Raw genomic sequence first — 12,223 nt, forward strand, 5'->3', positions numbered from 1 at the left:
TCCTTATTATACATCTCTATAGAAGATCAACTGTTATACTATTATGTAATTACTTACATAAGGCTTTTCGTGGGTGCTCCCTTCTTGTAAGAAGGGGGAAGAGAATGACAGTGTTTGAACTCTTTTGTTTTATCTATACCATAATAGTCCCACCGAAATGATTTGTTCCAACGCCGACACTAGCACGTCCTGTGCGTCGAAGTTCGATGCGTCGAATCTCTCTGTACCGGGCTTGCACAGGATGTGCTGACTTCTACGTTGCCCACAGGACGTGTCGGAAGTGAGTCGAAGATCTTCTGTTCTCGATGTGTCATTTTCACCGGATTTTTTGAACAACCTCTATTTCTATGAAGAAAAACCCGTTTAGTTTGCTAGAAAGTAAATAATAAACATCAAGGAGGGAAACTAATGAACAAAACAGACCGTTTGTTAGCCATCGTGCTGGAGTTACAACGTAAAGAAGTTGTACGTGCCGAAGATTTGGCAACTCGATTTGAAACAAGTGCCCGGACCATCTACCGTGACATTCAGGCGCTAAGTGAAGCAGGCGTGCCGATCATAGGGACTCCTGGGGCAGGATATTCCCTGATGGAAGGCTATTTTCTGCCGCCGATCAGTTTCACGGTACCAGAAGCCGTAAGCTTGCTGATTGGAGCGGACTTTATTGAACAACAATTTGATGATGATTATCGTGTCAGGGCACAAGTTGCCCGCGGCAAAATCGAGGTCATTCTACCGGAGAGCGTTCGCAATGAAACGTCTCGTGTACGCAAGGCTATGCGTTTGCTCATTTATGATAAACAGGTCACACCATCAAAAGAAAAAGAATATCTAGAAAAGATCCGTCGAGCGATATTAGACGAGCGAAAGATCAGCTTTCATTATGTAAAAAAACTTGCAGATTCCGATGGGAACCGCCATAGTGTTCGTACTGTTGCCCCCTATGGATTGGTGCTCGTTCAAGGATCATGGATGCTCGTGGCCCGGTGTGATCTGCGCCTAGATATTCGCCATTTCCGATTGTCCCGAATGACGGAATTGATTGATCTGGCAGAACCGTTTGAAAGACCAGCGCATTTTAACTTAAGGGAGTATACCCCTCCGGACAATCGGCATTTGCGAGTTCGTCTCCGATTTAACCAAGACATCGCAGATAAGGTGAAGGAATCAAACAATCATTACATAGAGGATATGGAAGAGCATCAGGATGGATTGCATGTGGTCTTACGCGTTCGTCAACTGGACGAATTGCTGCAATGGGTGCTGGGCTGGGGAGCAAGTGTGATTGTGTTAGAGCCTGAATCATTTCGAAATTTGATTCGTGAGGAAGCCCAAAAAATTATAAAACGCTACTGACATAATGTTGTCAGTAGCGTTATTTTATAATGGAGTCAGTAAACATAAAGGGGTGAGAGACCAATGCGAAGTATGGCTTGTATCGATTAGGAGAACACCGCCATACACATCCAAGAAAATCATTCAATTCACTATGGATCAATTGAGTAGATAGGTATGGAAGGATGGTCGTAGAACCAAGTGGTTCAGTTTTTGAATGAATTTGGTTTTTACAGGAAAGTTTATAACAAAATAAAGTATATATGGAATTGTTTGTTGTATCATTTATTATTGGAAGGATGAAATCTTGTGAATATTGCTTCTGTACGCATCATTACAGACGACGTGGATCGTCTAGTCAAGTTCTATGAGAAAGTCATAGGTGTATCAGCGGAGCGTCCCGCGCCCGTCTTTGCCGAACTTGTTGCGCCATCGTGCACCCTGGCGATCGGCCACTCCCAGACTGTGCCACTGTTCGGTGAAGGTTCAGCAGTAGCGGCCGCCAATCACTCTGTCATCATAGAGTTCCGTGTCCACGATGTCGATGCCGAATACGAACGTTTAATGCCGTTTATCGAGGAGTGGGTAAAGGAACCGACCACGATGCCGTGGGGGAACCGTGCTATACTGTTCCGTGATCCAGACGGCAACCTCGTTAACCTTTTCTCGCCGGTGACCGAGGAAGCGGTCAAACGATTCAGTGGTAGGGTTTGATGGACAGTTGAAATGAGTGAGAACTCAATTTGGGGAGTAGGTAACGCTTCGTAAAACATATGGCCTAGCTGGTTTAAAATGGCAAAAAACAGGAATCGTTGCCGTGCTCCTCTAATAAAATTATCTTAAAATCAAGTCTTCAGTCAACGGGCGCGATCGTCTAACAATAGTGTTCAATCATTAGGAGCTATTGTGGCATAACGAAGTCACAATAGCCCTATAATATTATTAGGGAACAGGACGTATACATTTACTCGTTAAATACATATCTACATTTAAAAAACACTGCTCAATTCTTGCTTTTTATAAAAAAGTATTGATAAAGTTCTTTCTGTGACGTTTGCTAGTTTGATTGTCGCAGTGCTGTCTTTCAATCAAAAAAATAACCACACATAGCCTAGCCAGCAATTAGTGTGGTTATTTTTCTCGCTCTAATTTGTGAGCTGCCCCCCTTGAAGGGCTATTGCACTTATAATTGTTTGGTGCTCAAAGCTCCAAGCCGCTTTTATTATTATATTACTTTCTACTCATAGATATCCGAGTATATGTATAAAGAAAACTTTGTTTATTTCTTCTTAAACAAAGAAAAACCTCTCTTTTAGGGACTTGCTTCAATTCGTACCTGCTACACTGGACGTAGAAACATTGTCCCCTTTACTAAATTTTAGGAAAGGGGATAGTTTAGAAATAAAAAGTAGATTCAAAGACATTGCAAAAAAGGGATATGGTAGATAATGGCATTGAACTTCATTGTCCTGTGGGCATAAAAATATAGTATTGCTGATATGTACTTCCCATTTTGCAATGTGTATAGTACGATTTTAATGTAGGAAATAATATGAAACCATACATAGAAAGAAGGCATACGATGAAAAAAGGCTTACTAATTATGATAGCGCTTCCTATATTGCTGGTAGGATGTTCCAATAGTGGACCTACCGTAAAAGATACACCGGCAGAGGATTTAAGTGAGAATGCCAGCGAAGTAAAGCAAGTGTTGAAAAGAAATCTCCAAGCCATACAAGAAGAGGACATGGATGCCTATTTAACTACACTTGTGGAAAGTGGCAGGGAAAGCACAAAGAATGAGATCGCAGGTTTCTTTGAAGACTATGATATTGAGTATGAATTGTTAGGCTTTGAGATTTTGGAAGAGGAAGAAGAGCGTATTGTCATAGAAGCTGAACAACGAGCAACTGCTACGTATGTCGCAGAAGGGCTTTCCTATCGTGACCATATAGCAAGGTCAGAACAAACCTTTGTGAGAGAAGAGGGAGAGTGGAGAATAGCTGAGTCAGAGATTACGAATACCGATATAATAAAGTAGAAAGCTTATACATAAAGTAGTACAGGGTTTCACTGGCTTACACTATTTTAACCTTGTGTGGAGGTGCTCGCGTGTCAGGCAAAAGTGTTGCATATGCTATTTTCAGTAATAGATACTCTAGTCTTAAATTAACTTTAGCGCTTCTTTCACAAGTATTGCTGTTCACGATTTTCTGGGACATACAAAGCAAATTTGATCCGACTGGTTTATCCATCATGTTTCTTTCCGCTATCGTTATTGTGTATAGGTTCTTAAAAATAATGGTTTATCATGATGTAAATAAAAAGAGAGAAAAGCTTCACTTATTGGGGACGTTTGTCATTTTCGCGATGTCCATCTTTATAGCAATCTCGTAGATAAATAGGAGGATGAGAGATGCCAGGATCTTGGAATAGGCCAAAAATAAACTTACCTAAAACGAAAATAGAGTGGGTTGCCGACATTATTGGCTACCTCTCCTTTTTAGGCTCGGTTGTCTTTTTAATCTTTAGTTGGGGAATGCTTCCAGAAGAAGTCCCGGCACATTATAATGCTTCTGGAGAGGTTGATAGGTGGGGGTCTAAATTAGAATTACTTATTCTACCTATTGTGGGGTTGTTTACTGCATTTTTAATGCAGGTGTTTGAAAAATTCCCAGAAACGCATAATTATCCGCAACGAATAAATGAAGAAAATGCAGCCGAATTTTATTTAAATAGCCGAAAAATGGTAAATCTATTAAAGAATATTTGCTTTATCATCTTTGCTGTCATTTTAGTCCAATCCATAACAGTAGCACTCGGATGGTCTAACGGATTTGGAGCATGGGTTTTACCCGTAATCATAGGTAGCTCATTTATCCCCATTGTGTTTGGTCTGTTGAAGCAACGTAAAATTAAATAGAGGGATACAATAGGATAATTATATTTCTATATAAAGAAATTGATTGCCCCCTCAATCTCCTTTAATCTGTTTCTGATTCCGCAAAGGTCTTCCCCCAGCATTACTGTTTTCCCATCCTTTTTATGACTCTCTGCGTTTGCTAACCTTTCCAGTCTTTGGACAAAAAATCCCCTATGAAACCGCTGTTTAACGCTACTTCACATACTCCTTTTGTAAGGTCTACATAGTAATAAAAAATGACATATTTACAGTTTATAAAGATCTAATAGATAATAAGAAGGAATTATGATAGCGTTTGCAAAAACTTACTTATTCTGAACTAGAAAAAGGAGCAGAAAGATGAACTATTCGATCGGGATTGATATTGGTGGAACGAAAGTAGCACTTGCTATTGTGGATGAAAATGGGAATGTCAGGGAGCAAACTATTATTCCTACTGACCTGACTATAGCTCCAAAAGCCATGATCGCAGAAATTATTCAGGAAACACATGCATTAATTGAAAAATCCTCGCTCACAGAGGAAGAAATAATCGGAATTGGGATAGGCGCACCAGGGCCACTTGATAATCAAAACGGCATGATTACCTGTCCCCCAAACTTAAAAACATGGGTGGATGTTCCGGTTCAAAAGTGGATCCAGCAAGCTTTTCCTTATCCGGTTCGGTTGGAAAATGATGCAAATGCTGCGGCGCTTGCGGAAAAATGGATTGGAGCTGGTCAGGAAAATGAGAATTTTATCTACATAACAGTCAGTACAGGGATCGGTGCCGGGATTGTGGCAGATGGTAGATTGCTTAATGGCCAAAAAGGCAATGCGGGGGATATTGGGCATACCGTAGTCGACCCATCATTCGGGCCATGTTCCTGTGGGCAATATGGCTGCCTCGAATCAATTGCTTCTGGCACGGCGATTGCAAGAAGAGGATCAGAAATTATGGGAGAGAATCTAACTACAGAAGAGGTATTTGCTCTCTATGAAAAAGGGCATGAAGAAATTATCGATTTAATTGAGCGTGTTTTCCGAGTCTTAGGAGTTGCTTGTGTTAGCATGATCAACACCTTCGATACGGAGAAAATCATTATCGGTGGCGGCGTCTCCAAAGTAGGGGATGCATTGTTTCAATCTGTCCAAGGATATGTGGGACAGTTTGCACTTAATCCAACGGGACGCCAAACGGAAATTGTACCAGCAAAATTAGAACAAAGCGCTGGGGTTGTTGGTGCGGCAGCACTATGTTTCACTACAAACGATGATGCGACGAGTAGTTTAGTAGAAAAATAAAATTCATCAACTAATATTGGAGGTAACAAATATGAATAAAACGGTACTATTCTATGATGCAAGTTTTCCACTAGATGGCAGCAGACCAAGCGACGACTTTTTTGAAACGCTCCGTTCTAATCTTACAATAGTAGATACAACGTCGTTAGAAAGAACTTTACTGGATGAGGAGGTAGATTGCTTCATAAATCTTCATGGATCCTATTTCCCAAAGAGCGCATGGCAAGCAATCTATCAGCATATGGAGAGAGGGAAGGGCTTCGTACACATTGGAGGTAGTCCTTTCCGCATTCCGTGTAATCTAGTAGATGGGGAATGGAGAACAGAGCGGGAGCAGACCGCCTATCATCAGGCACTAAATATTCATGAGACATTGCCTGTCCAAGCTAAGCCTATCACGTCTTTACAGCATAATGATGATATTCCGTTATTCAGTGGAAAAGAAGACTTGTTTACGATTGAAGATACGCTTAATTTTGTTTTACACGTTACAAAAACAAGTTCCATTGAAGCAGAAATGGGCTCAGTTGGCCCAATGGATGCGCGCATTTATCCATTGCTAAAGGGAATTTCCAAAAGTGGTCGAGAAGTAGCTGCGCCCGCAGTATTACTTGAGAATATGAAAGGAAAGTTTACTGGTGGACGTTGGTTGTTTATTAACCAGAAAGTCACGGAGCGATTTTGGACTAAGGATGGTGGCAAAGCGCTCACGGAATTTGCCGAGTATACAGCAAATGGTGTGACCGAAATGTCCTTGAAAACAAATTATGCTACCTATGAAGAAGGGGAGCGCCCGAGCGTTACCTTTCAAATCCAAAACTTTAACGATAGCATTATTCCATGGACGTTAACCTATACTGTTACAAAAAGCGGGGAATCGATTTACGCGAAAACAGAGAAAGTAGAGGCATCCCGACAGTTCAGTACAAATTCCTTTCTCATCCCGATCGATTTGGAGCCTGGATTCTATCAAATTACCTGTGAGGCCAAATCTAGTAACGGGGAAGTTCGTACCCTGCATCAAGGTTTCTGGGGGATGGATAGGAAGCTCTTAACTAGTGGAGAACCGCTAAGCTGTGATCGTGATTATTTTTATAAAGATGGTCGTCCTATGCCGATTGTGGGCATGACCTATATGACGTCAGATGTTGCGCGTTATTTTCTTTTCCTACCTAACCCTAATGTGTGGGACCGAGACATGGCGCAAATGAAACGGGCAGGGATCAATTATATTCGGACAGGGATTTGGACTGCCTGGCGAAATATGATGTTCGCTGATGGGCATATGGATGAAAATGTGCTGCGCTCAATTGATGCCTTTATTTTATGTGCTAAAAAACACGATCTGGAAGTGACGTTTTGCTTCTTTTCTTTCACACCAGAAACCTGGGATGGAGAAAATCCGTATCTTGACCCAAGAAGCGTGGAGGCACAGAAGCGGTTTATTACGGCTGTTGTCTCAAGGCATACCGAGACAACCAATATTAACTGGGATTTAATTAATGAGCCATCCATGTTTGATCCGGAACGTACATTTGCAGGACCGCGCTCGGCTCATGATAAGTACGATCGTCATGCATACAGGGAGTGGTTAAAGAATCGTCATCACTCGATTGTTGACTTGCAGGAAAAGTGGAATATGACCGGTCAGGAATTACCATCTTTTGATGCAATTGAAGCCCCTGAAGCTAGTGAAATTAATTTTGGGATAAAAGATATGTTATTTGGTAAGAAAGGGTTAAAGTGGCTGGATTATACGCTTTATACAATGGCAATGCATAACCGCTGGGCTGAGGAGCTAACCAAGACGATTAAGGATCTTTCGCCAAAACAGCTTGTTACGGTTGGTCAGGACGAAGCACTTGGCTCACAGCGTCCTTCTCCATTATTCTATAGTGATGCGGTCGATTATACGACGAATCATACGTGGTGGTTGTTGGACCAATTGGTTTGGGATGGTATCTTTACGAAATCACCTACAAAACCAAACCTGGTTCAAGAGACTGGCTTGATGTATGTAGAGAATCCGAATAACCAGGCAAAGAGAAGTGAAGAAGAGTTACGCAATATTCTCGAAAGAAAGTATGCCTATTCTTTTTCTACAGGTGGGGCAGGAGCTGTTCAATGGCTCTGGAACACGAATTACTATATGAACAATGTTAATGAATCGAATATTGGTGCTATTCGGGCTGATGGAACAGAGAAGCCGGAAACAAATGTGTCCTATGACTTTGGAGCATTTGTTGAGCAAACACGAGATTTATTTGAGGAGCGGGAGCTTGAAGACATTGCGGTCATCTTCCCTTATTCCAATGATTTCTCTAATCGCAAGCTAGCGCAAGGTGCCACAATGAAGCTAACGCGGACGTTGGCTTACGATATGAATATTCCATTCCGTGCACTTAGTGAATACCATCTTGAGGCACTTGAAACAGCTCCTCCAAAGTTGGTCGTTATCCCAAGTGCCCATAATTTCAGCAGCAAGGCACTAGATACCATCTTGGAGGCTGTGAAAGAACAAGGTATGAGCCTGCTCTTTACAGGGCCAGTTAATCTAGATGAATATTGGCAGCATACAGGACGCCTAGAAAGTATCATCGGCAAAACTAAAGTTGGAAATATTACGCGTGAGGAGTTACTAGGATTAAATGGGCAACAGTATCCCGTCTCGTTTGGTGGAGAACGCATTGCCGAGGTAATGAAAGAAAAGGTCGTTGGCGACAGTCATCCTACAGAGGTAAAAGAATATTCTTACGGGAAAGGGAATTTGATCTGGTGTCCATTGCCTCTCGAATTGAATGAACGCAATGAACCAATTACAGCATTATACGAGTACGTGATGCAAAAAGCTGGTGTGAAGGTAGAGCTAGAATGGCTTGAAGGAGATCTACCAGGTAACTATGGTAGAAAGCTACAATTCAAAAAAGGGAATTTGTTTATCTTTGTATCAGAATGTGCGGACGATACACAGATTTCAGTCAAAGATCCAGTCACAGATAAGGATTACTCCTTCACACTAGAAGCAGAAAGAACCGTAATGTTCACAACAGATAAGGACGGAAAAATTACTGCCACTTATCGACCAGAAGAAGTAGAGATTACAGAGTAGGAACACTATAGTAGCAAAATAAAGAGTAGTATATAATTGTCGCTACGGAAAACACTGCGCTTTCCGTGGGCACGGCCTCAGTCTCCTCAGAAGCAAATAACGCTTCTTGCGGGGTCTTCGGACTCGTGGTGTTCCCACTGGAGTCTTCGCATTTTCCTTCGCTGCAGAAAGGCGACTCCGATCTATAAAGTGAAACTTCAATCAGTGGGGGGTTCTTTCTTCCCCCACTGATTGAAGTTGAACGAATCGGGGTGTTAGCGTCCGTTTACTCCCACTTAGATATCACGGTTTCACTTCATGTTTTGAATTGGGAGTCTTACGGACGGTTCCACCGGTATAAATTTCAATCGCCGGACAAAGTCAAATTTCTACTTAGAAATTTAAGCTGTTGTTCGGCTTTTTATCGTATCTAAATTCTTTTGCCGCCATCCTCTTTACACCAAAAAAACAAACAAATTCATAAAAATTCGACAAATTCTATCAAAATTAGGTAAAATAGAAGAATAGTAGATACTATATGAGATAAGTAGGGGGTGAAAGAGCTTCGACCTCTCAGACTTTTTCGAACATAATTTTTAATGCAATAATTGGTAAGCGTTTTCCCGAGAAAAGGAAGTGACAACAATGACAACGATGAATGGGATTTTTAAGTGGTTTTATGATTTAGGTAACTGGTTAGCTAAAGTGATGTACCTTCATTTTCTATGGATTATCTTTACGATACTTGGTCTTGGAATTTTCGGCATATCCCCAGCAACTGCTGGATTATTCTCCGTACTACATAAGTGGTTTGATGATGACTTTGACATACCAATCTTTCAGCACTTTTACTCGGTCTACAAAACACAGTTTTTCAAAGCGAATGGCTTAGGTCTTATTATTATGGGATTAGGGGCCTTTTTGTATATCGATATGAATGTTTCGAAAGACATGATTGAATCCTTCCCATTACATTTACTATTATTATTCGTAACATTTTTGTATTCGATTACAACCATCTACCTCTTTCCTGTATTCGTTAGATATAATCTTACGTTTTTCCTATATTTTAAACAGGCGTTTTTTGTTGCGTTAGCAAGACCTTTAGAAACAATCGCTATCGCAATTAGTATGCTGCTTTTATATTATCTATTTAGTTATCTGCCTGTCCTCCTATTCTTTATAGGGGCTTCTATGATTGCATTACCCATTATGTGGTTCGCCTATCGTGCCTGTGTGCAAATAGAAGAAAAGAAGGCAAGCTAGTGTTTTAACATTCTATTAAAGTGGGGGTGTGCAGATGTGGCGCGATAGGATTAGGTCTCGGCTTTTATATAAATATATTATTTCCTATCTGCTTGTATTTCTAGTTCCTTTTTTAATAATGAGCACTATCATTTATTATAATTCTGTATCAAGTCTCAGGCAGGAGATTGAGCAATCCAATATAAATAAGTTGGAGCAGGTTGAACGTATTACGAATGAACGCATGAGCGAGTTAGAAACACTAGCAGCAAGAATTTCCTACGACCAACGATTAACCCCTTATATGATGAATCATGGTTATTACAGTAAAGAGGCAATTGATGAATTAGGTAAATACAAAGCAAACAGCTCTATCATTGAGGAATTATTTGTCTATTTCCATGATGAGGAGACGATCTATTCCACAGGTGGCTCTTATTCCATTGATGCCATGCTGGAAAAAAAGTACAGCTTTCAGGATTGGGACAAAGAGACACTTTTACGTGATTTACATACCAAACTCCCATTTATCAAACCGGTTGATAATATGGTCATTAATAATGAAGAGCGTGGGAATATGGTTGCCTATTTATTTCCGATAGCACCCAATAATCCAAACCCATTTGGTACCGTAATGTTTTTCATCGAAGAGGATACCATCGCTGATCTAATTAAGAATATTTCTGGTGAATCAGAGGGGAATGTATATATTTTAAATGAAGGTAATCAAGTGATATCTTCTGTCATTAGTGATGACACGATAAAGACAGAACAATTGGATGGCTTGTCCTATGAGAAGCAAGGCGTTTCAACCGTTGAGTTAAATAATAAGGATTATTCGCTTGTCTCCATTGAATCAAACTTAAGTGGATGGAAATTTATTACCTTAATGGATACCGATCAATTCTTTAAGCGGCTAGATAATAGCACGATCTTAATTTCCGCTATTCTAGTTATCATCTTAATTATAGGCTTTATACTGGCAATCATACTTGGGAAAAATCAATACAAACCGATACGGAACTTATTTGAAATCACAAAAAGAGATGGCAGGAAAAATACAGATTTAGAAGATACGAATGAATTAGAGACGATTCGTAAAACAATCACAGATGTATTTGAAGACCAGCAAATCTTGAATAAGACGATGTACTTACAGCGGCCTTTTGCTAGAGAACAGTTTTTGGTTAGACTCTTAAAAGGAGATATCCAAAATCAGGAGATCGATTCTTTATTGCATTCCTTAAATATTCAAATGGAAAGTGGACATTATTTTGTGGCCATGGTGTATTTTGAAAAAGGAACGTTTGGCGAAACAAATTTGCAGGAAAGAGAAAAGGTTTTTAGTAGCTTATCAGACATCATTTTAGAGAATGCTGTTGCCCACGGAATTGATTTATTCCATGAAGATACGATGGCTTTGGTTGTAAGTATGAACAGTAAAGATCTGAATGTTGATGAGAGACGAAAATCATTGGTGACCCATATTCAGCAATATATAGAGGAAACATCCAGCCATACACCAACAATTGGGGTGGGAGGGCTGTATGATCAAAAATCCCGAATCAATCGATCCTATATTGAGGCAGTGGCAACAATGGATTATAAATTCGCTAATCCTCAAGGTAGCCTTATATTCTTCGAAGAAATTAGTACCCATTCAGAGCAATCTCTGGGATATCCGATGGAGGAACAAATTAAGCTTGTGCAAAGTTTGAAACAGGGAGACAAGGCTGTCGCGACGGAAACACTACAAAATATGTTCCATAGCTTAGTCAATAGGGAGCATTCCATCCAGGTGCTAAAATGTATTTGCTTCGATATTATTAACACGGTGATTAAGACAATTTCGGAGATGGGATCCACAAATTATATGAAGGATATGAATCGAATTGTTGATTTTAATTCAGTCGAACAGTTACATCAAGAACTTCACACATTGATCGTATCCGTATGTGATGAAATGGATAGTAAAAAAGAATGTCGTAATGACAAGATGGGGAACGATATTCTGAAGTATATAAATGCCAACTACAACTTATATGAACTTTCCTTAGAGAGCATAGCCATTGACGTAAAGTTGTCTGTTTCCAATCTTAGTCGATTTATTAAAGAACAAACTGGTGTTACGTTCACCCAATATGTACAGGATTTACGAATAAATGAAGTAAAGAAACAATTGAAGGAAACGGATCTTCCAATTAAGGAAATCGTGGCTCAAGTCGGCTACAAGGACGTTGCTAACTTCACCCGAAAATTCAAGAAGATCGTAGGCGTAACCCCCGGCCAATACCGCAAACTAAATAGGTGAATTTATAAAACTGTGAAAAGCTGGTTAAAAAATTAGC

9 protein-coding genes are annotated in these 12,223 nt (G+C 40.3%); all 9 read left to right on the forward strand.

Annotated elements, in window-relative coordinates; translation table 11 throughout:
• The first annotated feature begins 408 nt into the window (after positions 1–408).
• The 9 genes from AC6CHS_RS09770 (at position 409) to AC6CHS_RS09810 (ending at position 12,186) form a co-directional block, all read left to right on the forward strand.
• Positions 409–1,356, forward strand: a complete 948-nt coding sequence (locus AC6CHS_RS09770; protein ID WP_106897668.1) for a helix-turn-helix transcriptional regulator — start codon at positions 409–411, stop codon at positions 1,354–1,356.
• Positions 1,357–1,644: 288 nt separating this feature from the next.
• Positions 1,645–2,049, forward strand: coding sequence for a VOC family protein (locus AC6CHS_RS09775; protein ID WP_443148493.1), 405 nt, complete (start codon positions 1,645–1,647; stop codon positions 2,047–2,049).
• Between the two features lie 868 nt (positions 2,050–2,917).
• A complete protein-coding gene (locus AC6CHS_RS09780; protein WP_498235829.1) occupies positions 2,918–3,376 on the forward strand; it encodes a hypothetical protein in 459 nt (152 codons plus the stop codon).
• A 71-nt stretch (positions 3,377–3,447) separates the two neighbouring features.
• A complete protein-coding gene (locus tag AC6CHS_RS09785; protein WP_498235830.1) occupies positions 3,448–3,732 on the forward strand; it encodes a hypothetical protein in 285 nt (94 codons plus the stop codon).
• Positions 3,733–3,751: 19 nt separating this feature from the next.
• Positions 3,752–4,258, forward strand: a complete 507-nt coding sequence (locus AC6CHS_RS09790) for a DUF1648 domain-containing protein (RefSeq protein ID WP_498235831.1) — start codon at positions 3,752–3,754, stop codon at positions 4,256–4,258.
• 339 nt (positions 4,259–4,597) lie between these two features.
• Positions 4,598–5,542, forward strand: coding sequence for an ROK family protein (locus AC6CHS_RS09795; protein WP_498235832.1), 945 nt, complete (start codon positions 4,598–4,600; stop codon positions 5,540–5,542).
• A gap of 31 nt (positions 5,543–5,573) precedes the next feature.
• Entirely contained in the window at positions 5,574–8,651 is a 3,078-nt protein-coding gene (locus AC6CHS_RS09800) for a beta-galactosidase (RefSeq protein WP_498235833.1), read from the forward strand.
• Positions 8,652–9,275: 624 nt separating this feature from the next.
• Positions 9,276–9,896 (forward strand): YesL family protein, encoded by a 621-nt coding sequence (locus tag AC6CHS_RS09805; protein ID WP_498235834.1) that lies wholly within the window; start codon positions 9,276–9,278, stop codon positions 9,894–9,896.
• A 34-nt stretch (positions 9,897–9,930) separates the two neighbouring features.
• Positions 9,931–12,186 (forward strand): helix-turn-helix domain-containing protein, encoded by a 2,256-nt coding sequence (locus AC6CHS_RS09810; RefSeq protein WP_498235835.1) that lies wholly within the window; start codon positions 9,931–9,933, stop codon positions 12,184–12,186.
• Positions 12,187–12,223: the final 37 nt, after the last annotated feature.

The sequence above is a fragment of the Oceanobacillus sp. GQ8 genome (genome assembly GCF_059758495.1).

Bases quoted from the DNA above. Each gene is read 5' to 3' on its own strand.
- AC6CHS_RS09770 (WP_106897668.1), top strand. From the start codon at position 409: ATGAACAAAACAGACCGTTTGTTAGCCATCGTGCTGGAGTTACAACGT.
- AC6CHS_RS09780 (WP_498235829.1), top strand. From the start codon at position 2,918: ATGAAAAAAGGCTTACTAATTATGATAGCGCTTCCTATATTGCTGGTA.
- AC6CHS_RS09790 (WP_498235831.1), top strand. From the start codon at position 3,752: ATGCCAGGATCTTGGAATAGGCCAAAAATAAACTTACCTAAAACGAAA.
- AC6CHS_RS09795 (WP_498235832.1), top strand. From the start codon at position 4,598: ATGAACTATTCGATCGGGATTGATATTGGTGGAACGAAAGTAGCACTT.
- AC6CHS_RS09800 (WP_498235833.1), top strand. From the start codon at position 5,574: ATGAATAAAACGGTACTATTCTATGATGCAAGTTTTCCACTAGATGGC.
- AC6CHS_RS09805 (WP_498235834.1), top strand. From the start codon at position 9,276: ATGACAACGATGAATGGGATTTTTAAGTGGTTTTATGATTTAGGTAAC.
- AC6CHS_RS09810 (WP_498235835.1), top strand. From the start codon at position 9,931: ATGTGGCGCGATAGGATTAGGTCTCGGCTTTTATATAAATATATTATT.